Genomic DNA, 24,919 nt, shown 5'->3' on the forward strand with positions numbered 1-24,919 from the left:
AGCATTTATCCTTGTGAGGGTAGGGGAATGACTGATGAAACTTCTGTAATGGAAGTGAAGGAATAGCCCCAAGTCTAGAGTATGAAACGATTATTTTCCTAACGTGAATGGCACCGATCGGGTAGGAACGTGGGAACATCACTCCAAAGGAGGGATGCCACAGTGTCAACGCTGCGAAACTGGGATTACTATAATATGACGGGGACCTTTACGGATCTTTATGAAAAAGCGAGCCAGGGAAGTACATTCTCTCATCTATATGAAACCATCATATCGAGAGAAAACATCCTGCTCGCTTTTCGCATGATTAAAACCAATAAAGGTTCTAAAACACCAGGAACTGATGGAAGAACCATCGATGACATGAAAGAGCTAACTGAAAAAGATCTGGTAAATGAAGTCCGAGATAAACTTCAAAACTATCGCCCGAAGAAAGTTCGAAGAGAATGGATTGAAAAAGAGAACGGAAAATGGAGACCTCTTGGGATTCCATGCATCTTGGATCGAGTGATCCAACAATGCTTTAAACAAGTTCTCGAACCGATTGTAGAATCTCAATTCTTCAAACATAGCTACGGATTCAGACCCTTGCGGTCTGCTCATCATGCTATGGCAAGGATACAGTTTTTGATTAACCATAGTCAACTTCATTACGTCGTTGATGTAGACATTAAAAGTTTCTTTGATAATGTGAATCATCGTCTACTGAAGAAGCAACTTTGGAATATCGGCATCCAAGACCGCAAGGTACTAGCTTGTATTTCTAAAATGATTACATCGGAAATTGATGGTGAAGGTGTGCCAGAAAAAGGTTCGCCTCAGGGTGGTATCTTGTCACCATTACTCTCCAATATCGTCTTAAATGATCTAGACCAATGGGTTGCCGACCAGTGGGAAGTATTTCCCCTGACGAAATCCTACAGTTCAGATGATGCAAGAAGGCGAGCGAGAAAACAAACGAACCTGAAAAAGGGGTACTTAGTCCGATATGCGGATGATTTTAAAATTCTATGTCGGGATGGAAAGACAGCGCAAAGGTGGTACCATGCGGTACGTCTTTACCTCAAAGAGCGTTTGAAGCTGGACATCTCTCCAGAGAAATCTCAAATTGTGAACTTAAGAAAACGAGAATCTGAGTTCTTAGGGTTTACCATTCGTGCGAATAAAAAGGGGAAGAAACGAGTGGCCCATACTGGGGTCATTCCTTCAAAAAGCGAGAAAATCAAACAGGAAGCGAAGAAACTCATTCGAAGAATGAAAGCTTCACCTTCTGCTGAGAATATTCATCGTTACAATAGTTTTGTTCTAGGACTTCACCAATACTACAAGCGAGCGACTCATGTAAATCTTGTGTTTTCACGTCTTGCTTACGATCTTAAACCATTTTTAGTGAACCGCCTTCGACCGGTTGGAACGCTAAAACATCCTTTTCAACCACCGCCTTTTTATAAGAGAACCTTTAGTTTAGGAACAAAAACGATCTATATCAATGGTACGTATCTATTTCCCATCGGAAATGTGAAAACATTTCATGCGATGAGCTTCAGTCCAAAACTTTCGCTTTAGACGAAGAAAGGCAGAGAACAGATACACAAAAATCTTCGCCCTGATATCCAGAAAGAGATTGGACATTTAATGAAGTCTTCTTTACCGAATCGAAGTGTTGAATACCTGGATAATCGTATTAGTCGGTATAGTATGAAGATGGGTAAATGCGAAATTACAGGCGAATATCTTCACGCTTCAGATGTTCATTGTCACCACTATGTGCCAAAGAATCTTGGAGGAAGTGATCAATTTCAAAACCTGCGTATTCTTCATAAGGATATTCATCGACTGATTCATGTAAAAGATATAGAGAAGATAAAGGTTTATCTCAACCAATTACCACAGAATCGATTGATCTTAGATAAAATCAATCAATACCGAAAGGTATGTGGGGTGGAAGGGATCGTTGCGTCCAGTCTTGAAGAGTAACATAGGAACTTATAATGTAGTACATACCTTTAGATGGAGCGCCGAATGCTGGGAAACTAGCACGTTCGGTGTGGAGCAGGGGAAAAGCTGGAGATAATCTCAAACGCTTACCTATTGCTAACTTTAGCTTAATAAACTAAATCAGAAAATCGGTTCCTAAACGTTGTAAAGGAACCGATTTTCTAATTTGCTTAACGTTGTATATCTGCATTTTCCTGACGCTACCCCTATTATAGCTAAATATGTAGCCACTTGGTTTGAATTAGAAACGAAGCCAGGGATCACATGACAATGTAAATAGAATCGAGTGAACATTCGCATGAGAATTCTATTCTCAGCTCATAAGAAGGACTATCACGACCATTCCCATTAGTGCCTTTACCCTCAGACTATAGTTCTGGGGGACTTTTAATGTTAAAAGCACACAACTTATGAAGGTTTCTAGACAAAAGCCTCTCAGCAATATCTAGATAGGATTACCCTTGTTTAGGGAGAATCAATACGTTGTAAAAATTAAGTGGAACTATTATAAAAACTGCACATTAATTGCACAAACCATGGGCACATTTTTAAAGGCTATTATTTATGAGGTGATTATAATGAGCGAATATAAAAAAGCCAGCTCATCTCTGACTGATTAGATCCATCTCGGGAGAGAGGAGGGTGTCATGGTTGTAAAAAGGAACCATGCTTTTCCACGAAGAGAGAGTAACAGAAATTCAGAATGAGTAGAAGACACTAAGAGATTGAATCACCTTCTCTGTTTAAGGTAAATATCTTTCAGAAAAATATTAAGGAGGAATATAAAATGAATAACAGATTTACAAAAATAGTCGTTACACTCGCCACCGTTACCGGAATCAGTTTCTCAGCGGGACAAGTCTCGGCAAATTCTATCAATGCAGCTCCCCAAGCCAATGGACAAGCACAAGGGGAAGCAAAAGTTGAAAAGAGACTAGATAAGATTGAAAAGAAAACTAACGCTATCCAAATGGAACTGGAGGCGATCGAAGGATCTATCGAAGGTGCCCCTATAACGGTGGATGAAGTACAGCTCTATAAAGAGTATCTGGACAAGCTGGACTCTTTGTTGAATCGCTTAGACGCTACTGGAAACAATTTGGATGCTGCAGCTAAAAAATCAGAAAGCCAGGATGCATCCATTGAAGAAACTGAAGCAGAAATCAGTGATATCCGCGCCAGTGTTTTAGAGGTGAAGGAAACGATTCATTCCATTTTTGCTGAACAGATGTCCAGTACTGGTGAAGTCCCTGATAGTCTGGAAGAGGCAGAAGATCCAACTTATGAAGTGGGCAGCCAAGCCATTATCGAAGCAAATCATATGCCAGGTATGTATGGTGCCGAAGCAACAATTGCAGGTGCCTTTGATACTGTCGCTTATAGTGTCACTTATAACCCTACAACTGGTGGAGACCCGGTGGAGAATCATAAATGGGTCATCCACGAAGAGTTGGAAGGTTCAGGAAAAGCACCACTGGAGCCCGGAACTGAAGTGACCTTAGATGCGGAGCACATGAAAGGCATGGATGGGGCTACTGCCGAGATAGAATCTGCTGTAGAAACAACTGTATATATGATTGACTTCACAACAACAACTGGTGGAGACTCAGTGGAGAATCATAAATGGGTAATAGAAAGAGAATTGTCACCTGTTGAATAAACTCAGATGATATTATGGTAGAAAATATCACTATCTTTCGTTTAAGAAATCTTTTCTTCACAATTTCTGCACATTTGCTGGGCACTCTACTGCATAAGCGTCCGTTATGATTTTCCACTTATCGTAAGAACTGCACGGACGACATACTATTTTTCAGGAGGTATGAAAGATGGCTCATCAACAACATCAGGAAACATTGAACGTATTGCACGAATGCATGGAGGCTTGTAACCACTGTTTCGATTCCTGTCTGAAAGAAGACGACGTGAAAATGATGGCAGGCTGTATCCGCCTCGACCGTGAATGTGCAGATATCTGTGGGTATCTTGAAGCGGCGATTACACGAGGTAGTGCTTATGTATCTGAACTCGCTTCCGTTTGTGCGAAAATCTGCGATGACTGCGCAGAAGAATGTGCTAAACATGACCATGACCACTGCCAGGAATGTGCAGATGCATGCCGCAAGTGTGCAGATGCATGCCGTAAAATTGCTTAATAAGGAAAAGGTCGGCAAAAGCCGATCTTTTTTCTTTTTTCCACAGATATTCATAATTTCTGCACAATTCGGGGAACAGGAATAGTGCAGAAAAAATTTTAAGGCAATGAAAACCATACCTGGTATGGGTAAAAGGAGATGAAAACCATGGGTGGAATGATGAACGGAAGTGGCATGGGAGGCGGATTCTTCGGAAATTTTTTCGGATTCGGTCTGATTTTTCTGCTACTTATCGCAGCGATTGTCGTCATCGTGATCTGGATGGTGAAACCCGGGGGAGGGAACTCGAACAATAGGAACACGAACACCTCCTCTCCAGAGAATCACGAAGACACACTGAAAAACCGGCTGGCCCGGGGAGAAATTTCTGAAGAAGAGTACGACCGATTAAAAAAGAAACTGAAGGAAAAGTAGTGGAGGCGAAGAATATGAAACGGTATATAACAGGTTCCATCATGATTCTTCTTCTGCTTGGAATCGGGGGATGGGTATTTGTCCAGTCCCCTTTCATGCAGGAGTCCGGAGATGGAGAAATCAATACAGATGAAAATGGGACGAGCATCTTGGATTTGCCGGCTGTCGAAGCGGGCGAGCGTCCGGTGAAGGAATTTGATCTGACGGCAGAAGAGACCTCATGGACGATAGAAGGAGAAGAGTCTGTCCAAGCCTGGACGTACAACGGAACGGTTCCAGGAGAGCCAATCCGAGTAGAAAAAGGGGATTTCGTCCGGGTGGAATTGACGAATGAGCTGGATGTGCCGGTGACGATTCACTGGCACGGAGTGGTTCTTCAGAACAGGATGGATGGAGTCCCGGGTGTGACACAGGACGCGGTGGAACCCGGTGAGTCCTTCACGTATGAATTTGTGGCAGGTAACCCGGGGACGTATTGGTATCACTCCCACCAGCACAGTTCTCTTCAGGTAGACAAAGGTCTGTATGGCCCTCTTGTCGTTGAAGGAGACGGTCCATCGGTTGATGAGGATCAAACGTTCATTCTTGATGAATGGGCCGTGAATCAGGACCGGGAAAACTGGACGAACATGGCCGGAATGATGATGGGCTCCATGAACGGGGACGGAGAAGCGGATACGAAACAGATGTATGACACGTTCACCGTCAATGGAAAAGCTGGATCGGCCATTGATCCCCTCGAGATGAAAGAGGGAGAAACAGCGAGACTGCGTTTTGTGAATGCGGGATATCAGCTGCACCGCCTCGTTTTTCCCGAGGGTTCAATGGAAATGCTTGCGGTAGATGCAGAAAAGGTGGAAAGTTCCTCTGAACGAAACGTGTTGGAAATTGCCTCCGGAGAAAGGATTGATATCTTATTCACGAAAGGAGAGGGGGCAGACCAGATCGCTCATACCACAGACGTGGAACATGCAGCGGATATGAAAATCCCCGTCCTTTCCCCGGGCGGGAAGCAGGCAATATCCTCTACTCCGGAGACGGATACAGAAGCTGTGAAAGGGACATCTTATGCAAGTGAAGAACTGCTTTTTGAAGATGTACCGAAAGCGGACGTTTCCTACGACATGGATTTGAGTATGGGCATGAATATGGGAGAAGGAATGACCTGGCAGATCAATGAAGAAGTTTTCCCGGATACCCCTCCGATTCAGGTGGAAGAAGGAGATGTCGTCAAAGTGGAGATAACGAATGAGGGACGACTCAACCATCCGATGCACCTTCATGGGCACCGATTCCAGGTCCAGTCGGAGTCTGGCGGTGGCGTCGTCAAAGATCTGATCAACGTGAAGCCCGGGGAGTCCTACACTATTTATTTTGAGGCGAACAACCAGGGAGAATGGCTGTTCCATTGTCACGACAACAACCATGCGGATAGAGGAATGGTGACGTTTGTCGACTATCAAGGGGTCTACTCCCCGTTCGAATTAAATGATGTCAATAATCCATAGAAAGGAGTGCAGCTATGGCACATGAACACCATAATCATGAGCATGAAGAACAGGAACATCACGACCATGACGGGCACGAGGGCCACGATCATGGGGGGCATGACCACGGAGCGATGGTAGATGATTTCAAAAAGCGATTTTATATTTCCCTGATCATCACTCTTCCGGTTCTTCTATTGTCACCGATGATCCAGGATCTATTAGCATTCAGTATTACGTTTCCTTTCGATAAATACGTCCTCTTCGGTCTGGCGACACTCATATTCTTCTACGGCGGATGGCCGTTTCTTACAGGAGCCATCGACGAAGGGAAGAACAAAAATCCAGGCATGATGATGCTGATTGGTCTCGCCATCGTCGTTGCGTATGTATATAGTTCCCTGGTCGTGTTCGGCTGGGAAGGCCGTAATTTCTTCTGGGAGCTGGCGACGCTGATCGACATCATGCTACTCGGCCACTGGATCGAAATGCGCTCGGTGATGGGAGCATCCAATGCGCTTGAGGAGCTTGTGAAACTGATGCCGGATAAGGCACATAAAGTAAACGAAGATGGATCGACGGAAGAAGTGAAAGTGGATGATCTGCAAACGGGGGATAAAGTACTCGTGAAGCCCGGGGAAAAGATTCCGGTGGACGGAATAATCACGGAAGGGAAATCTGCCATCGACGAATCGATGCTGACCGGCGAGTCGGTCCCTGTAGAAAAAGGAACGGAAGAAGAAGTGATTGGAGGTTCCATCAACAAAGAAGGAAGCTTGACGATTGAGGTGAAGAAACTCGGGGAAGATTCCTACTTATCTCAAGTCATCACGCTCGTCGAAAAAGCGCAGAATTCCAAATCACGGGCGCAGGATTTTGCGAACCGTGCAGCGAAGTGGCTTTTCTACCTGGCTCTCAGTGCTGGTGTCATTACGTTCATTACTTGGCTTGCACTCGGATATCCGGTGGATATGGCGGTGGAACGGATGGTTACCGTGATGGTCATCACCTGCCCTCACGCACTCGGGCTCGCAGCACCGCTTGTCGTCGCTGTCTCAACCTCTTTATCTGCGAAGCAGGGGCTGCTTATCCGGAATCGTACCCAGTTCGAGAACGCGCGGAATGTCGATGCCGTCATCTTCGATAAAACAGGTACCCTCACCAAAGGAGAATTCGGTGTCACGGATATTGTCCCGGAAAACGTGGAGGAGACGGAAGTTCTTTATTGGGCAGCGAGCCTGGAACAAAAGTCCGAACACCCGTTGGCACACGGGATCCTGGAACAAGCGGAAGAACGAGGGATAACCCTTGGTCAAGTAGAAGATTTCGAATCAGTCACAGGACGTGGCCTGCGCGGCAATGTGGATGAGAAGAACGTTCAGGTCATGAGCCCTGGCTATATGAAAGAAAATGACATCGCGTATGATTCCGAAGCTTTCGGACGTATGTCCGAGGAAGGGAAAACGGTGGTATTCGTACTCGTGAATGATGAATACATCGGAATGATTGCCCTCGCTGACATGATACGTGACTCCGCCAAAGAAGCTGTGGCGGAGTTGAAAGCACAAGGAATCCGATCTGTCATGCTTACCGGTGACAATAAGAAAGTCGCCGACTGGGTGGCCAAACAGATCGGTATCGATGAAGTATATGCAGAAGTTATGCCGGATCACAAGGCGGATCAGGTGAAGAAAGTGCAGGGAGAAGGACTGAAGGTGGGGATGACCGGGGATGGAATCAATGATGCGCCTGCCCTTGCTACTGCAGATGTCGGAATCGCTATCGGGAGCGGAACGGATGTTGCGGTCGAGACGGCTGATATCGTTCTCGTGAAAAGTGATCCGAAAGATATCGTTTCCGTGGTGAAGTTATCCGAGAACACGTACAAAAAAATGGTGCAGAACCTATGGTGGGCGGCTGGCTACAACATCTTCGCCATCCCACTCGCAGCTGGTGTTCTGGCACCTATCGGTATTCTGCTCAGTCCGGCAGTGGGAGCAGTGCTGATGAGTTTAAGTACTGTAGTTGTTGCAGTCAATGCTAAATTATTGAAGGCTTCGTAAGAGAGAGGGGAATCCCTCTCTCTTTTTTTGTCCAGCTCAGCGTATATGGGCACTCATAATGAAAAGACATTAGCTGTTACTGTAAAGGATGACCAGAACCAAGAGACGCATAATTACAAAAGTCGGACTCCCACCACCTCGTATACACAAAATCTGCATAATTCCCTTGTACACTAACAAATAGAGATAGGGGGGAGAGGTATGTATCAATTGTTTAATGAAGTAAGCAGATTTTTTAGTCAACCTTTCATGGAACTGGCAGCCCAACAGGAAGGGGTTCCATTACTGGGAGCTTTTTTTCTGGGACTTGTCGGAGCCGTGGCTCCGTGTCAAATGACGGGGAACGTAGGGGCGATGACCATTTATGGAAATCAGACGTTCAAGGATAAAGTTCCGTGGGGGCATGTCACTTATTTTATGCTTGGAAAGGTGCTTGTCTTCTCTGTTCTTGGCCTGGCCGTATGGCTATTTGGAAAGGAGGTCCAGGGGGAACTATCCTCATGGTTTCCTTATCTCCGCAAAGCTATCGGCCCGATGCTTATTGGAATCGGACTGTTTATGATAGGAGTCTTTTCTATGAAATGGACGCTATCGCTCGGAAGCAAACTCCTTCCGTCTATAAGGAACAGCAAAACAGGAAGTTTTCTTCTCGGCGTTAGCATTACGCTTGCCTTCTGTCCGACGATGTTTGTTCTCTTCTTCATGACATTGATGCCCATGGTGCTCACAACTTCTTATGGGGCAGCGCTACCGCCGATTTTTGCGATAGGTACTTCCATGCCTCTTTTGTTTTTTCTGTTTCTATTTACTTGGTTCGGTATCGATAAGAAGTCATTGATGAAGAATGGAAGAAAAATAGGTGGCCGTATCCAAAAAATAGCCGGAGCACTTCTTTTGCTGATTGGTATCATGGATACGATTACGTATTGGTTGTAACGATAATCTGAAATTAGGAAGGATATCTGCAGAAAATCTCGACAATTATCTGGCAGAGTGGAAGAAGCTCAATGTAGGAGGAATGGATAGTGAAACATAAAAAAACAGCGCTTGCGTTCAGTGGGATGGCCCTATTCTTAGCGGCTTGCAGTGGAGAAGAAACGGAAGGGACCGGGGGAGACAACACAGAAGAAGCTCAAGGAAGCACAGGGAAAGGGAAAGTCCAGCTTGAGGAATTCGAAGGTACAATCGAGCATGTTCATGGCATCGGCTATACCGATGTGGAAGGGATAACATTTGCATCCCATGACGGTCTGAAAGTGTACCAGGATAACGGGTGGATGGAGAGTCCGCACCACAAAAATGATTATATGGGATTCAACGCAACAGAAGAAGGGATGTATGTGTCCGGTCACCCGGGGGAATCTTCAGATTTGCCGAATCCTCTTGGTCTTCAGAAAGGAAAAGTGAAAAAGCAAGAACTCGAATCTCTCGGATTTACAGGAGAGAGTGATTTTCACCTTATGGGTGTCGGATATGAAAATGAAGCCATCTATCTCCTGAATAGCCAGCCGGATGACAATCTCGATACAGGATTCCACCGGAGTTTCGATGGAGGGGACACCTTTGAAGCGATGGCGGCTGAAAATCTTCCGGAAAAATTATTCCAATTAGCTGTACACCCGAGCGATGAGGAGATGGTAGCTGCTGCCGCGGAATCCGGTGTGTTCCTGAGCACCGATGCCGGAGAGACGTTCGAAAGGATTTCTAAAACGGGGCAGGCGTCCGGTCTTACTTTTACAGGTAATCAACTATATTTTGGACTGCTTCAAAACGAAGCATCGTACCAAACCTATGACCTGGAGTCGGAGACGATCACCGATATCCGCCTTCCTGATTTCGGGCAGGACGCCGTCCTGTATTCAGCTGTACATCCGGAGAAGAAAGAACTTACGATTTTTACGATGAACGGAAGCAGCTACATGACGGAAGATGAGGGAGAAACGTGGAAAAGCATACTCACGGAGGGAGAGCCAGGGTAACGATTCCGCGCAGCTTTTGTCTTTATTTTACGTACATCCTAGTGCTAAGTAAGGGGGGAGCAACATGTCAAAAACTAAGAAAAGACGTCTGTGGATGCGATCAGCGGTGCTTCTTTTATTCGTTGGACTCGCAGGTTTTGTTGTTTATCAGAGTATTTCCGGGGAATCTGTGGTTGTCGAAGCTGGAGATAAAGCTCCGGATTTTGAATTAGAGACCCTCGAAGGAGAAACGGTTCGCTTGAGTGACTATAAAGGAGAAGCTCTCCTGAACACGTATGGCATCGGTCCTATTCCTGTCACTTTCCTCATTGATGAGAACGGATACGTCGTGGACAGAATTACTGGAGGCATGACGGAACAGGAGATAAACGGATACATGGAACGTATCGTGCCAGAAGGGGAGGGCGATTAGATGGCTGATGTGAATATCGTGCTTGCATTCGGTGCAGGCTTTCTGTCGTTCATTTCTCCATGCTGCCTTCCTCTTTATCCTGCTTTTCTGTCTTATATTACAGGAATGTCTGTGGACGACCTGAAAGGGAAACGAACCTTTTTTCAAAAACAACCGATGCTTCACACGCTATTCTTTTTAATAGGATTTTCCATCATTTTCATCGCCATCGGTTTTTCGACCTCGTGGATTGGAAGTTGGTTTTTGAAGTATGATGACCTATTACGTCAACTTGGCGCTATTTTCATCGTGCTTTTGGGACTCGTGGTTATCGGTTTTTTCAAGCCGAAACTCTTTTTTCGTCAACGACAGGTGACATTGAAGAACCGGCCGCCGGGATACATAGGATCAAGTGCGGTAGGGATGGCATTCGCTGCAGGATGGACCCCGTGTACAGGACCTATCCTGGCTGCTGTCATTGCTCTGGGGGTTTCATCGCCCGATGAAGCGGTTCTTTATATGGTGAGTTATGTCCTTGGGTTCTCTATTCCGTTTTTTGTGATGGCTTCCTTTATCGGGAAGATGGAATGGCTGAAGAAATATAATCATCGCATTGTCACCTTCGGAGGGTATATGATGATTCTAATGGGAGTATTCTTGTTTTTCGGCTGGATGTCGGATCTTACTTCCTTTCTCACGTATCGATTCTTTAACGGGTGGACCGGCTTTTAAATTCGGAGGGGTGCTATGAGACGGAAACTTTCAGTGAAACTCGGACTTCTGTTTTTCATTCTGATGCTTTTGATTGAACTATCTTTGTTTTTTATTCTTTATACGTCGATTTCCACTCAGCGGATCACAGAAGTGATGGATGGCCTTCTTGCAAGGGGAGCGGGACACAGGGATGTTCTGGAAAATAATTTTGACGCTTCCACGCTTCGACACGTCACTCTCATGGAAGCGGAGGCTTCTACCGATGTGATTATTGCGAATACAGAGGGAGATATCATCCATCGTTCGTCGGAAGGGAAGCCTTTTCAGGAGGAAGTGGTGAGACAAACTACTGCTGCTCCGGAGAACGGGAGTAGAATTATCGAAGACAATTGGAGAGAGAATCCTTATGTAGCCACGGTTTCTCCTATTGTGATTGATGGAGAATATAGAGGGAGTGTATATATGTTTTCGCCTTCCGAGACCATCCGGGATATTTTGTCTCAATTGTCGAAACAATTCCTCCTAGTCATGGGAATGATCACATTTATTACGCTTGTGCTTGTGTTTGCACTCTCTCAAATCATCACCAGACCTCTCATACGTATGCAGCGGGTCACGGAGAAATTGAGCGAGGGAACGGCGGATATGGAACTTGATGAGCGATATAACGATGAACTTGGTACTCTGGCTTTTTCTATTAATCGTTTATCGGAAGATCTGGAGCGGTTGAAGAAGGAACGCAATGATTTTTTGTCTTCCGTGGCTCATGAACTCAGAACTCCTCTCACTTATGTGAAGGGGTATGCGGATGTAGCCTCCAGACCGGGGATATCCGAGGCGGAACGGGAAAAATACCTCACTATTATCCGGGAAGAAGCGGATCAGTTAACCTCGATGGTAAGGCAGCTTTTCCAATTGGCCAAAATGGAAGAGAATGCTTTTGTCCTCGAGCCATCTGTAACCCATCTCTCTTCTTTGCTCGAGGAAGTGGCGACCCAGGTCGAACCGTTCATCGAGGAAAAGCAGGCACAGCTGACCATTCATATGCCGGATGATTTATACGTGACTGCTGATCGAATCCGCATGAAGCAAGTCCTGGTTAACATTATTCAAAACGCGCTGCTTTATGGAGGGGAACCTCCGGCTATTCAAGTCGAAGGAGAGACAACGGAGCAAGGAGTGAGGCTGTATATTTCTGATCAGGGACCGGGAGTACCAGAAGAGTCTCTTCCTCATTTATTTGAACGCTTATATCGGGTAGATAAAGCGAGGTCCCGGGAACAGGGAGGTTCAGGACTAGGTCTGGCCATCGTGAAGGAAATTGTCGAGATGCACGGAGGTACAGTGAAAGCATTAAATGAAAATGGATTGACGATACTTATAACGCTGCCGGAGGAAGATGCTAATGACACACATTCTCATCGTGGATGATGAGCAACGGATGCTCGATTTGATCGAATTGTATTTGCTGCCTCATGGATATCAAACAACGAAGGTGCGGAGTGGAGCAAAGGCCCTGGAAGTAGTGAAGACCACCCCTTTTGACCTTGTCATCCTTGATATTATGATGAAGGAAATGGATGGTTTTGAAACGTGTCAGCGCCTTCGCACGTTCAGCGATGTTCCTGTCCTTATGCTGACGGCGAAAGACCAGAAAAAAGACGTGATCAAAGGCTTGAAGACAGGAGCGGATGATTATGTAACGAAACCATTCGACGAAGACATTCTTCTTGCACGGGTTGAAACGCTCCTCCGCCGCAATGCTCCTTCTGCCATGGAAGTCAATGGATTACAATGGGATGAGAGTACGTATGAGTTATCCTATCAGGACTATGCTATCGCACTTACCCCTAAGGAGTTCCGATTGATTGGGCTTCTCTTGAAGCGACCAAACCATGTGTATGATCGCCATGATATTTTGGATCTTGTGTGGGGGTTCGAATCCGATACAGGGGGGCGTACCGTTGATTCCCATGTGCGTAATATCCGGGAGAAGATCCGGCGCTCCGGATTTCCAGTGGATGACCATTTGAAAACAGTGTGGGGCGTGGGGTATAAGTGGATGAAGTAGTAGAACATAGAGCCAAAACCTCTATTTCACTGAAATTGTTCAGTGAAATAGAGGTTTTTTTGTGAGAAAAAAGTTTGATAGGTAGCAATCATGCATACTTTCTGCATATTTCCGGGGATACTGTTTTACAGACAAAAAGGAGGAAAGAGCGATGAGTGAATATAGAAAGAACAGCTTGACACTGACTGGTGCTGTCGGTCTTGGTACCGGCGTTATGATCAGCGCAGGGATATTTGCCCTGCTTGGTCAAGTCGCGCAACTGGCGGGAATATGGTTTCCACTTATTTTCATCATAGGTGGGGTGGTCACCGGGTTTAGTGCTTATTCCTACGTGAAGATGAGTCAGCAATACCCATCTGCCGGAGGCATTGGAATGTTCCTCGTGAAAGCATATGGAAAAGGGACCATCACTGCTTCAGCTGCCATGCTGATGGCGATTTCGATGGTCATCAACCAAAGTCTCGTGGCACGTACGTTCGGAACCTATACGTTACAGATTTTTGGAAGTGAGTCATCGGGATGGTTAGTAGCTTTACTTGCGGTGGGACTTTTACTATTCGCTTTTATAGTAAATATATCCGGGAATGAGTTCATTCAGACCTTTACATCTATTGTCTCTTTGTTGAAAATTCTTGGTCTTCTTGTGTTTGCCACAGGTGGGTTATGGGTGGCTGGGTTTACACTTGACCCTGCCGGTAATGCAAGAACTAACGCAGCAGATACAGGGGTTGCTTCGATTATTGCAGCGGTCGCCCTTACGATTTTGTCATTCAAAGGATTTACGACTATCACGAACAGTGGATCGGAAATCAAGAACCCGAAGAAAAATGTAGGACGAGCGATTGTCGCCTCCATTTCGATAAGCTTGTTCGTCTACCTGATGATCGCCTGGGCCGTTTCATCCAATCTTCCTATCGATCGTATTATCGAAGCAAAGGATTATTCCCTCGCGGAAGCCGCGAGACCTGCGTTTGGAGAATACGGGGTATGGTTCACCGTTGCACTGGCGATCATTGCGACTATATCAGGAATAATTGCCAGCGTCTTTGCTGTATCACGAATGCTTGCGATGCTGACAGATATGAGTCTTATCCCGCATCGTCATTTCGGAATGCCCGGACGTATTCAGAAGCACACGCTCGTGTATACCGTCGTTCTGGCCATGGCTCTTGCCGTGTTGTTTGATTTAAGCAGAATTGCATCGGTAGGTGCGATACTATACCTGGTCATGGATATGATTGTCCATTGGGGAGTGTGGAAACACCTCAAAAAAGAAACCGGAGCAAACCTAGCAATTGTGGTTACGGCATTGTTGCTGGATGCCATCGTACTTGGAGCCTTTGTTTACGTGAAAATTCAGTCTGATCTATTAATTGTTATTGTGTCTCTTCTATTTATCTTAGCCACTTTCGGTGGGGAACATTGGTTTTTGAAGAGAAATAAAGAAGCAGAGTCTTCCCATTGAATAAAATGAACTTTGCTCATTGTAGAAAAAGAGGTTGAGGGTGCTTTGTACGAACTACAAAACATACTTCGAAAGGGAGGAGAGTCATAATGACAACAGGAGAGGAAAATCAACTTTTTGGCGTGAAGAAAAATGGGAGGAAACATTTTGAACTAATTGCAGAGCCCGTACAGCAGGAAATTTTAGAAGGAGTGTTCATAGAAGGATGGGGGTACAATGGTTCCATACCGGGCCCTACCCTTGTGTTAAACCCGGGGGATGAGGTGAACATCCGTGTATATAACAATCTTCCGGAATCAACGAGCGTGCATTGGCATGGGTTGGATATTCCTGAAAAAGTGGATGGAGGAATCAGTGTGCAACCTTCCCCTCCTATAGAGCCGGGGGACTATTATGATTATCAGTTCACCATTATTAACGCTCCCGGAACTCACCTTTACCATACTCATTATAATTCAATGAAACAGCAAATGATGGGGCTTGCAGGTGGATTGGTCATCAAAGAAGAGAATGATCCAATCGATCATGACTATTTTTTATTGTTGCAAGAATTTGCGTTGAAAGATGTAGAGCATGGCAGTGTGGAAAAAGGAAGCTTTCAAGTGGACCCTCACTCTCATGCTTTCAATTATTTTACGATAAACGGAAGATGCTTCCCTGATATTCCTTCTCTTGAAACAACAAAGGGGGATACGGTAAGGATTCGTCTTGCAAGTATTGGCCATAGTCCTCATCCGATGCATCTTCACGGTCACCAATTTGAAATCGAAAATCAGGATGGAAACCCCCTGCCGGAAGCTATGAAAATGCAAAGAAATAGTGTCACCTTGTCTCCTGGGGAAACATTTGACGTACTAGTCAAAACCAATAACCCAGGGAACTGGCCTCTGCATTGCCACACTCCTCATCATATGGCGAACAATGGGACAGAGGGGCATGGGGGGATGATGATGTCCCTTGATTACAAGTGAAAGAAAGGGGGAGCCTCCCCTGCTTTATAAACGAACGTAGAAAGTCGGTTCCTGAACGTTACAAAGGAACCGATTTTTCTATGTATTTGCCTTGATACATAGTTGACCGTCTTCTACATACATCTTTTCAAGCTGGACTGAATTTTCGCATAATCAACTATGCGTAGTATAATTACCACAAAGAATCTTAGAAACAAAGGAACTATTTATTCGTTTTGAGGAAAGCGTGTATATGTGAAAGAGGGAGGGTCCTGATTATTTTATAAAAGCAACGGTAAGGAGGAATGGGGATATGGCCCACGAACCAAGAAAAAAATCGCGCCGTATAGATATCTCCAACAAACGTCAAATCACCGTCCCGAAAGGATATTACGATTATCTCGAAATGGAGACCGAAGCGAATATCGAGCTGGATGGAAATAAGATCGTTATCACCCCGGTTCGAGAAAATAATGATGACTTTTCGGAGTGTATTCTAAAAGACCTGATCGACGAAGGATACGGAGGGGATGAACTGCTCCAGGAATTCAACCGTCGGAAGAACAACATGCGCCCTGCGGTCGAAGCATGGATCAAGGACGCTCAGGAAAACGCAGAGGACGTAGAATCTGTGTCTGACCTGTTTGACGAGGACGAATAGCCATGGCAAAGCGAAATTGAGGGTCTAGAACCCGGCCCAAAATTTCTTCAAAAAAGTCAAAGACAAACAGCTCAAGGGTAAGTATGAAGATGTGATTGAGACCATACGCTTAGACCCCTACCAGGCGGGCGAACTGAAAGCTTATAAGGAACTGAAGCGGTACCTCCAGCAAGTGGGATACAGAGAAAGATCGAGCGGGAGGTGAGTAAAGCGCCTTCCGTTGATATACGCTTTTATGAGTTTGATTTTTGCGCTCTTATTGAAAAGAAGCAGTAAGAAATTGATTTTATTGATTTGTAGTTCTGCCTTCTTATTGGTGAACTTGGTCTTTTCGTTAGCTGTGATGATCATGCCAACATAAAGGGATTCTCTGATAGGATTAAATTCCGCTCTTAAGAAAGCATAGTGTGATTTGAGGAGTCATAGGAGGGGGGAGTTTTTAAACATAGTAGATGAAGGTACGTGTGAAGTTAGATAACGGTTCTAGAGGTTCCTAGAAGAATCATAAGCACCACCAGGGTTTAAGTATCTTGAATTCGAGTCTTCAACAATTGGGGGCTTTTCTGAAATAAACACAACTCAATGATAAAGACTAATCTTGCCTTAAATTATTCATGGAAATTCAAGTCTATAATAAGTCCCAGTGCTATAAATAGATTGTAATATTCCGAGGACGGGTCTTTAATGTCTAATTTAAATACATCTAAAGAATCAAAAAAGTTTTTAAGGCTTGATGGAATCGTTGTTTTTTTGACTCTCATTAATAATTTTTCATTATTATCCAAAAAATCAAAACTGTAACCACTAAAGTTTCCTGTGCCTTTAATAATTTCTTCATGATCTTTATAGATAGTGATGGATGTTTTTGGGTTCTTTAACCCTGCTTTCGCTTCAATAGAGTAGATTTCTTCATTAAAAGATTTATACGTATATGTATTTGAAAAACCTCTAGTTTTTATTAATTCTCCAATAAGTTTGTTTTTCTTTGTCATTAGATTTAAATTGACCCCAGTGAAAGCATAGAGACTTAAGCTTTTTAGTAGCATATTAATTTTGTCTCTTGAACTAGATAGGTCTTCTTCAATTATACCGACAATCTTCTCGTTACTTGCAAGCCTATAATGTTTGCTTTGGCTTCTAAATCTATTTTCTTGTTTTAAATAAAGTACACTGTAGTTTTCCACCAAGGAGTCTCCTTTATATGAATGAAATTCTAGAGAATTAAATGAACTAACTTCGCATTTTACAAAGTGGTTAGGCGCGTATCAAAAACTCTTTTCTAATATTTACATAAGTGATTATTAAATTCAATATGCCGGGTTTAGAGAAATAAAACAGATTTAGAGCTTTTGCATATGAAAAAAAAGAGCATCTAAAAAACACGTCATTCCGTAATTTATTAGTGGTTAATCGCTATTTTTCTTGATCACACCCATATTGGAGTCGTAGTACTAAACAGGAGCATTCCACCACCGGGATTCAAAATTATCTCGGTTCCGAGTCTTCCTGTATCGGGGGCTTTAGTTTAATAAGCTAAATCAGAAAATCGGTTTCTAAACGTTGTAAAGGAACCGATTTTTCTATGCTCTAATTTGCTCAACGTTGTAAATGCCCATTTTCCTGACGTTACCCCTATAAACACATACTATATCTTTTTAGAATAATGGCAGAGCTTGTATATATATCCAACTAAATACTATATATAGTGGTGTATTAATGATAACTGCGCAATATATTGAATTAATCGTTCTAGATATGGTATAATCATATAAAGAAAGTGAGGTGAAAAATATTGGCGAAAACAACTAAAGGCAACAAAAAAGTTTACGTTCCAGCTCATAAGAGAGGTGGTAAAACTGTTAAGCCACATTACCGTTCTACACCTAATTAATTATTATTGACCTTAGAAAGGTTGATGGTCCTTCGATCATCAGCTCATACATAAATATTAGAGAATTAATATATAGATAATCCTTTCAGGAAAATCGATTTTACGAAATAGGGCACCTCAGTAGAGGCACCCTGTTTTTTTTAGTCTAAAATAAAATTAACTATTTTCTGGTTGTGTTAAATGATTCTGGGTTATGGCCAACTTAACACCTTTTGTCTATAAAACTATCGTATAACGAACTATTTAACCAGACAAACCACGAAAATTTCTGTTTTTAGTAGGCATGCGATACTTCATAGTGGGGATATAAAATACGGAAATGTAGAAAATTCCGTTAAAAGTATTATGCTCTTTGAATTTATGGTAAAGAAGTTAGATGGTTACAAACGATCAAACCCAGGCGTATTCCTAAGTAAAATAAGTAGTTTAACACTGAGACTAGTATAAATAACATCCTACACGGATTGTTTTTGAGGAAAGGATAGTGTTCGCCTCCAGAAATGCGTTATTTCTCATACGACATAAATTATTTTATGTATTGAGCACCTAAAAATAAGCATACCTTTGCGGATTTCTCGATGTTTGATAATTGAAATGAATTAGTTGTAATATCTTCAATGATTTCTTCTCGCACATCAAAGGGATAACGTTAACCAATAATAAATAAGAGTTTTTCTATAAAGGTGAATTGCCTTTAAAAGGAGGAAAATAATTCCTTTAGTCGAATTAATTACTTATATTGACGAAAGGGGCACTAAAATGGAAGATTGGAAAGATGATTTGCAAGAGACTTTAAATACACTTGTGCTTAGCAAAAAAGTATCTAATTACGATAAAACTGTAAACGAATTTAGATGTAAGTTTAATGAATTAACAGATGGTTTCAGAAAATCTGAACCCTCACTCTTCCCTGAAAGAAATCACAAAGGAAATACTTACTTTTATATCAATAAACATGCTTTGTGTTTGATTGATGAAGGCCATTTTATCAGAGTAGTAGCACGGGATGAATCAAAAACTTCAAGTGAGGTACAGAGGACCATCCTTGCTGAAATTCTCTTTAATGATGGGTTTTCTTTTATCCGTTATAAAGATACCCAACGTGATTTATACTTTGGGGAAAAAGATATTGAAAATCTATTCAAGCAGGCATATAAACCAATGATTTAAAAAGCATCTTTTTATGTGTGCTCTTTTACCTCTAGCCAGTATATTAACGCAATACTCACGTAATTTTTTCTACTTTAATTGAAAATAAATTACTTAAAGTGAGTTATGGGGTAAAAAGTTGGTATTAACTCCAAATTGAAGAGAGAAGGTGAACATATGGCCAATAAACTTAAAAAGAAGCATATTGACTTAACCTCACTAATTGACCTAACTTTAAAAGTCCCGACTGTGAAAGTTAACAGAAAAGACTTCTTAACGAAAAGATTTGCAGATCGTGTATCTAAGGAACAGTTGAATCAAATTTTAGCATTAGGACCATACAAAGCTGGGATTAATAGATCTGAGCTCGATAATATTGCAAAAGCTGTAATTCATAAAAGATCATTAAAAAGTGCTGGGCTTGGATTTGCTGCAGGTGTTCCAGGTGGATTGGCAATGGCGGGGACAATTCCGGCAGACTTATATCAATTTTTCGGAAATTCGATGGTTTTAGCGCAAGAATTGGCTTATTTATATGGGCATGATGACTTATGGCTTGATGAACATACCGATATGGAAGAAGCTCGTAATGAAATAATCATGTTTTTAGGAGTTATGTTTAGCGTTGCAGGAACAGCAAATGCCTTAAAGTTTATTTCGAACGGATTATCGAAACAATTGCTAAAGAAGTTACCGCAAAAGGCTCTTACAAAAACGCTTTACTATCCTATAATTAAGAAATCACTTTTATACATTGGGATAAAAGTGAATAAAGATGTATTTGCTAAGGGCGTCGCAAAAGCTGTACCAGTACTAGGAGGAGCAGTTGGTGGAACCTTAACCTATATAAGTATGCGCCCAATGGGAAACAGGCTGTATAAAGCACTATCTGAAGCATTAGTGCTGTCTGAAGAAGGATTATATGATGAATTTAAGGCTATGAAAGAATACTTCCCCGATATAATTGATATAGATTTTACGGACATAAATGATGAAGACGATCCTGAAGGGGTAGCGTCAGGAAAATGAGGATTTACAACGCTAAGTATCAAATTCCTTTACTTTTGTTTTTTCAGGTAAGTAAAAGTACAGTTTTGGACACTCATTAATTTTACATATGGATTTTGTGTTCTAACGCCATCAATTTTTTACTTTATCGCGAAATTGAGTCTTCATGAATAGAGGGCGATTGTTCAATAAGAGCAATCGCTTTTTTATTAATGGGTAGTATTTTTCAGTAAAAAATCACCAAAAAATAAGCATTTACTGTAAAATAATATTAGGCATAGAATTGTGTTAAATAAAAAGCGATTAACTTAATTTTTTTCCTACAAATGTATAATAAGAACAAGTAGGACATGTTAGTTTAATTAGATTTTAATGAATGAAGGTACAGTGCGGAAAAACTATGTAGGAGTGTCCAAAATGAAAAAGAAAATAAACTATTTAACTTTACTTTTGATGATCTTTTTTATGATTGGTTGCACCAATGCTGAAGATACAGCCACTTCAGAAGGAGAGGTGGAAATAGAAACACAAGAAGTGACCACAGATGATGCAACGAAAGATAATGAATCAGACGTAGATACAGATATACAAGAAGGAAATTCATCTGCTGATACCACTACTAGGAGTGAAAAAGAAGAAAGCACTGCGGTTGAGGAGGAACCCAGAGAGGAAGACTCAACCCAAACACAAACAGAGGAAGACCTATTCTCAGGATATGAACGACTGGAAGTAGATGGTGGGGACCTCAGTGGAGATCGAGCCTCTAATGTAGTAGTAGATATAGGTTACGGAGACAGGGAGTACTGGGCCTTTACGAATGAATACGGACAGTTAGTGAAAGTCGTGGCGGAGGAAATCATCCTGCAGGACGACGATACAGAGCCGGTCGTCTCATCCGGAAGATACTACTGGGACGAAGCTCAAGTGCCTGGGGTCGAGAGTGACCAGTTAGATCAAGGACATGTCATTGCGGACTCTCTCGGAGGCGTCTCCAATGCTTATAACATTACGCCTCAGGAAAGTACGCTGAATCGCCACGGGGATCAAGCCTACATGGAAGATGCCATCCGGGACGCCGGGGGCGCTACTAATTTTGAAGCCATTATCACATATCCTGATACGAACACACAGATTCCTTCCCATTATGAATATACTTATACGATACAAGGCAATGAGGTTGTCGATACCTTCGATAATCTCAATCCGGATGACGTCAATGAATCACTTGGACTCACCGGTGACGACTCCTCCGATTCATCCGATTCCAATGGTTCCACCGGGTTCACTGAAGAAGTGGATGTTTCTAGCGTTGATGCAAATGGTAATGGTCAAGTGACGATCCAGGAAGCAAAAGATGCTGGTTTCAGTATGCCGATTACGAGTGATCATTGGTTATATCAATACATGAGAGATAATGATGGAGATGGGATGGTTGGAGAGTAAGTCTCTAGGACTTTAAGACAAAATTAATAACTGAGAGAACATTTTCTTCGTTGGACGATTTATCACAACTTGCGAATGTGTGTCTTTACAGGAACATTAGAAATTAATGGTTTATACCATCTTAATTTGTATGGTGAAACTATCATTACTTTTACTAACGGAGGCTTATCTATAATAAAGAATATTGGGGTATATGTAAAAGAAATTCTTAAACAAACAAAAAGCAGGTAACTTTTATAAGTTATCTGCTTTTGTTTATATATAAGTGCAACCTACTATGACATGGTTTATTCCTTGTTCTTGTTTTCGAGCTCCTTGGATCTTCTCAGTAAGTATTGAAAGTAACTTTCCAATTCCCGTATTTGCTCGGGGCCCATAGCTTTCCATTTTTCTAAATCAAAAAACGCAGCATCTTCTATGCCGTATTTATCCATGAGCTTATTTATTTCCTTGATGGTATCAAATTCTTTTTCTTCAGATTCTTTTAGCGTAGTATCAGACCTGCCTAATAAGTAATCAACACTTACACCCAACGCATTTGCGAGACTAATAAGCATTTCATTAGAGGGCGTACTATAGCCATTTTCATAGTTGCTAATAGTACCCTTTGTAGTTTTTATTCTATTTGCTAATTCACTTTGTGTTAGTCCTTTGTTTTTTCTGGAGTATTTAAGTCTTTGTGAGAGCATTTTTAGAATCCTTTCACTTTTTTAGGTACAAGATTATTGTACCATCTTTAGAGGTATTTATTGATGTTTTTAGTTAAAGTACAAGAATCTTGTTTTTATCTGTTGACATACAAGTAACTTGTACATATACTTTTAAGTACAAGTTATTCATACAAAGGAGGTGAAATAATGAAAAATACACGTTTGAAAGAAGCGAGGATTAAAGCTAACATGAGTCAAACCCAACTTTCTGAATGTTTGGGGTATAAGGGAAAACAAAGTGTAGCTAATTGGGAAAATGGATATTCAACACCAACTCTTAAAGTAGCTATTTGTTTATCAGAACTTTTGGGAAAAGATATACGTTATTTATTTGGTCAAAAGTACAAGAATCTTATACAATGAAATCTAAGGTATTAAAATCTAATTGAAGAAAGGAAATGGTTTAATTGTTTGAAGCAAAATTACAACCTGAAGCCGATTTTAATAATAAGGTGTATGATATCTTTTATGATATTGCAAAAAAGGCTCAAGAAGATGTTCAAAAAGAAGCAGAGCTGCCGTATTTATTGGATCGCACTAAGTTAGCCGAATATATCTTTAATGTAAGTGTACAGTCATTAGACGCTCATATTCTAAAGCGAGAAGACTTTCCGAAGATTCATGTTGGAGGTAGAACACTTTACCCTAAAGATTTAGTTATGAGCTGGATTAGAGATCATGTTGAGATCTCCGAAAAAACAGCACCAGAAAGAAGTTTTGGTGTGATATAACTCTATAAATCTATCATAAATTAACCAGAATATTGCTGATGGTACAAAACAAGGGGGGAGTTCAATTAATTATAGTAAGTCTGCAAATTATATGAAGAAAGAGAGAAAAAGTATTAATAAAACGCAACAGCAATTGGCAATTGATATGTTTCAATCTAGGGAGTATATCTCTAAGCAAGAAAGGGGAGAACGGAAGATCCCCCCTGTAACCACCAAATACTTTATCGAAAAATATAATAGTCCATGGCTAGCTCTGGAAGCAGTCAATGAATATATCGGATGGGGGATTACACAGTTAGATAATACTCCTAGATCCAATAACGATAAATATTTTCTCCAATTGATAGTAGAGAAAGAGTTAAAGGAAGCACTTAAACTCATTTCTCAAGTGAAATGGACAGAAGACTTATATAGTATTCACTCTATGGACTTGCAAGATATCCATAGATCTGCAGATATAATGGCTAGTGTAGTTCACTTCTCTACTGTGTACCTAGCAACTTTGTGTGAAGAGTACAATATAAGTTGGTTGAAAATATGGGAAAAACACCACAGCTGTTTAAAATCTAAAGGCTATGTCGTCTGATTATTAGATGTATAGGAAGAAGGTGAAATAATGCAAGGGTGGCTAAAGCTTCATCGAAAAATCCTTCACAGTGAGATTTTTGAAAATGAAAAGATGCTAAAAATCTTCATATATTGTCTTACAAAATCAAGTCATAAAAGTACCGAATCAAGGGTGGGGAGGCAAAATGTAAAACTTGAACCTGGCCAGTTTATATTTGGTAGAAAGAAAGCTGCTTCTGAATTGAATATGAATGAGTCAACTGTTCGTGATTACTTGAAAATACTCGAAGAAGATGGAGCGATTTCTATTTACTCCACCAACAAATATAGTGTCATAACCGTTGATAATTGGGCAATTTATCAATCTAACGATGAAGAATACGACAACAAATCTACAGCAGATAACCAGCAAAATATCAGCAATTCACCATCAGAAAGACAGCAGAAAGACACATACAAGAATGGTAGAGAACTTAAAGAAGTTAAGAATGTAAAAGAATTTGTTACTACAACCACTTCAGAACGAACAGACTGTCCCATTCAATTTTATCAAAATAACTTTGGTGCTATACGTCCTAAAATCTCAGAAGAAATAGCAAGCTGGAGTGAAGACCTTGGAGAACCGTTAATCTTGGAAGCCATGAGGCGCTCTCTGGATCGTAATAAACCAACGTGGGGGTATGTGAAGAGTATTCTTCAGTCTTGGATCAATAAAGGAATTCGAACAATCGAACAAGCAGAGGCAGAAGAAGTTGAATATAAAAATAAAAAGATTAGAAATGGACCAGCTACTAAAAGCCCTTCTCAAAAGGAAGTGATTCCTGAATGGTTCAATGACCGCGAAGAACAAGAAAAGCAGGATATAAATAAACAACCTAGCATTGATGATACAGCTCGAACCATTGAGTTAGCGATTAAGCTAAAAAGATCGAGGAAGAATATTCTTGCTTCTATTAATGATCGTTATAACCTTTCTGAAGAAGAAATAGCTTCTATTAAGGAAGGTAAATGCTCAGCTAAAGAGGTTTTATTAGAACAATTAAAGCTTAGAGCAGGCGAGCCATAAACATG

23 protein-coding genes and 1 pseudogene are annotated in these 24,919 nt (G+C 41.8%); 22 read left to right on the forward strand and 2 right to left on the reverse strand.

Annotated features, from left to right (window positions below):
* Window positions 1–162 precede the first annotated feature (162 nt).
* The 15 genes and pseudogenes from ltrA (at window position 163) to ACXAD6_RS00935 (ending at window position 16,349) form a co-directional block, all read left to right on the forward strand.
* Window positions 163–1,977: pseudogene (ltrA, locus tag ACXAD6_RS00865) on the forward strand (group II intron reverse transcriptase/maturase).
* Between the two features lie 1,192 nt (window positions 1,978–3,169).
* Window positions 3,170–3,658, forward strand: coding sequence for a YdhK family protein (locus ACXAD6_RS00870; protein WP_474970332.1), 489 nt, complete (start codon window positions 3,170–3,172; stop codon window positions 3,656–3,658).
* Between the two features lie 169 nt (window positions 3,659–3,827).
* Window positions 3,828–4,154, forward strand: coding sequence for a four-helix bundle copper-binding protein (locus tag ACXAD6_RS00875; RefSeq protein WP_474967216.1), 327 nt, complete (start codon window positions 3,828–3,830; stop codon window positions 4,152–4,154).
* 147 nt (window positions 4,155–4,301) lie between these two features.
* Complete coding sequence (locus ACXAD6_RS00880) at window positions 4,302–4,568, forward strand: SHOCT domain-containing protein (protein ID WP_076570559.1); 267 nt, start codon at window positions 4,302–4,304, stop codon at window positions 4,566–4,568.
* Between the two features lie 14 nt (window positions 4,569–4,582).
* Complete coding sequence (locus ACXAD6_RS00885) at window positions 4,583–6,076, forward strand: multicopper oxidase family protein (protein WP_474967217.1); 1,494 nt, start codon at window positions 4,583–4,585, stop codon at window positions 6,074–6,076.
* Window positions 6,077–6,090: 14 nt separating this feature from the next.
* The gene (locus tag ACXAD6_RS00890; RefSeq protein WP_474967218.1) at window positions 6,091–8,118 is read left to right on the forward strand and encodes a heavy metal translocating P-type ATPase; all 2,028 of its coding nucleotides are present in this window, start codon (window positions 6,091–6,093) and stop codon (window positions 8,116–8,118) included.
* Between the two features lie 201 nt (window positions 8,119–8,319).
* On the forward strand, window positions 8,320–9,054 hold the full coding sequence (locus ACXAD6_RS00895; protein WP_474967219.1) for an urease accessory protein UreH domain-containing protein: 735 nt from the start codon (window positions 8,320–8,322) through the stop codon (window positions 9,052–9,054).
* Window positions 9,055–9,143: 89 nt separating this feature from the next.
* The gene (locus tag ACXAD6_RS00900; RefSeq protein WP_474967220.1) at window positions 9,144–10,097 is read left to right on the forward strand and encodes a F510_1955 family glycosylhydrolase; all 954 of its coding nucleotides are present in this window, start codon (window positions 9,144–9,146) and stop codon (window positions 10,095–10,097) included.
* 64 nt (window positions 10,098–10,161) lie between these two features.
* Window positions 10,162–10,509: a redoxin domain-containing protein gene (locus ACXAD6_RS00905; protein WP_474967221.1), complete on the forward strand. Its 348-nt coding sequence runs from the start codon at window positions 10,162–10,164 to the stop codon at window positions 10,507–10,509.
* The gene (locus tag ACXAD6_RS00910; RefSeq protein WP_474967222.1) at window positions 10,510–11,220 is read left to right on the forward strand and encodes a cytochrome c biogenesis CcdA family protein; all 711 of its coding nucleotides are present in this window, start codon (window positions 10,510–10,512) and stop codon (window positions 11,218–11,220) included.
* A gap of 15 nt (window positions 11,221–11,235) precedes the next feature.
* The gene (locus ACXAD6_RS00915) at window positions 11,236–12,633 is read left to right on the forward strand and encodes a sensor histidine kinase (RefSeq protein ID WP_474967223.1); all 1,398 of its coding nucleotides are present in this window, start codon (window positions 11,236–11,238) and stop codon (window positions 12,631–12,633) included.
* Window positions 12,608–13,273 carry a response regulator transcription factor gene (locus ACXAD6_RS00920; RefSeq protein WP_474967224.1) on the forward strand — a complete coding sequence of 222 codons (666 nt, stop codon included), beginning with the start codon at window positions 12,608–12,610 and terminating at the stop codon, window positions 13,271–13,273. Before ACXAD6_RS00915 ends, ACXAD6_RS00920 begins: the two co-directional genes overlap by 26 nt.
* Before the next feature lie 151 nt (window positions 13,274–13,424).
* Window positions 13,425–14,738, forward strand: coding sequence for an APC family permease (locus tag ACXAD6_RS00925; RefSeq protein ID WP_474967225.1), 1,314 nt, complete (start codon window positions 13,425–13,427; stop codon window positions 14,736–14,738).
* Window positions 14,739–14,827: 89 nt separating this feature from the next.
* Window positions 14,828–15,709, forward strand: coding sequence for a multicopper oxidase family protein (locus ACXAD6_RS00930; RefSeq protein ID WP_474967226.1), 882 nt, complete (start codon window positions 14,828–14,830; stop codon window positions 15,707–15,709).
* A gap of 292 nt (window positions 15,710–16,001) precedes the next feature.
* Window positions 16,002–16,349, forward strand: coding sequence for an AbrB/MazE/SpoVT family DNA-binding domain-containing protein (locus ACXAD6_RS00935; RefSeq protein WP_474967227.1), 348 nt, complete (start codon window positions 16,002–16,004; stop codon window positions 16,347–16,349).
* A 608-nt stretch (window positions 16,350–16,957) separates the two neighbouring features.
* On the opposite strand, the gene ACXAD6_RS00940 is transcribed toward ACXAD6_RS00935, so the two are convergent.
* Window positions 16,958–17,533, reverse strand: coding sequence for an LURP-one-related family protein (locus ACXAD6_RS00940; protein WP_160841535.1), 576 nt, complete (start codon window positions 17,531–17,533; stop codon window positions 16,958–16,960).
* A 1,466-nt stretch (window positions 17,534–18,999) separates the two neighbouring features.
* Between ACXAD6_RS00940 and ACXAD6_RS00945 the strand changes: the two genes are divergently transcribed.
* The 3 genes from ACXAD6_RS00945 to ACXAD6_RS00955 all read left to right on the forward strand — a co-directional run bounded on the left by ACXAD6_RS00945 (window position 19,000) and on the right by ACXAD6_RS00955 (window position 21,840).
* Window positions 19,000–19,410 (forward strand): hypothetical protein, encoded by a 411-nt coding sequence (locus tag ACXAD6_RS00945; protein ID WP_474967228.1) that lies wholly within the window; start codon window positions 19,000–19,002, stop codon window positions 19,408–19,410.
* A 156-nt stretch (window positions 19,411–19,566) separates the two neighbouring features.
* Window positions 19,567–20,418: a bacteriochlorophyll 4-vinyl reductase gene (locus ACXAD6_RS00950; protein ID WP_474967229.1), complete on the forward strand. Its 852-nt coding sequence runs from the start codon at window positions 19,567–19,569 to the stop codon at window positions 20,416–20,418.
* Window positions 20,419–20,814: 396 nt separating this feature from the next.
* The gene (locus ACXAD6_RS00955; protein ID WP_474967230.1) at window positions 20,815–21,840 is read left to right on the forward strand and encodes a DNA/RNA non-specific endonuclease; all 1,026 of its coding nucleotides are present in this window, start codon (window positions 20,815–20,817) and stop codon (window positions 21,838–21,840) included.
* Window positions 21,841–22,127: 287 nt separating this feature from the next.
* Here ACXAD6_RS00955 and ACXAD6_RS00960 read toward each other — a convergent pair whose 3' ends face one another.
* A complete protein-coding gene (locus ACXAD6_RS00960; protein ID WP_474967231.1) occupies window positions 22,128–22,529 on the reverse strand; it encodes a helix-turn-helix domain-containing protein in 402 nt (133 codons plus the stop codon).
* Between the two features lie 168 nt (window positions 22,530–22,697).
* Here ACXAD6_RS00960 and ACXAD6_RS00965 point away from each other — a divergent pair, with 168 nt between their 5' ends.
* From ACXAD6_RS00965 to ACXAD6_RS00980, 4 genes are all read left to right on the forward strand, one after another.
* Window positions 22,698–22,913, forward strand: a complete 216-nt coding sequence (locus ACXAD6_RS00965; protein ID WP_474967232.1) for a helix-turn-helix transcriptional regulator — start codon at window positions 22,698–22,700, stop codon at window positions 22,911–22,913.
* A 44-nt stretch (window positions 22,914–22,957) separates the two neighbouring features.
* Window positions 22,958–23,281, forward strand: coding sequence for a DNA-binding protein (locus ACXAD6_RS00970; RefSeq protein ID WP_474967233.1), 324 nt, complete (start codon window positions 22,958–22,960; stop codon window positions 23,279–23,281).
* A 91-nt stretch (window positions 23,282–23,372) separates the two neighbouring features.
* Complete coding sequence (locus ACXAD6_RS00975) at window positions 23,373–23,867, forward strand: helix-turn-helix domain-containing protein (RefSeq protein ID WP_474967234.1); 495 nt, start codon at window positions 23,373–23,375, stop codon at window positions 23,865–23,867.
* 30 nt (window positions 23,868–23,897) lie between these two features.
* Entirely contained in the window at window positions 23,898–24,914 is a 1,017-nt protein-coding gene (locus ACXAD6_RS00980) for a DnaD domain-containing protein (RefSeq protein WP_474967235.1), read from the forward strand.
* The last annotated feature ends 5 nt before the right edge of the window (window positions 24,915–24,919 follow it).

The organism is Halobacillus sp. ABH2_015 (genome assembly GCF_056158945.1).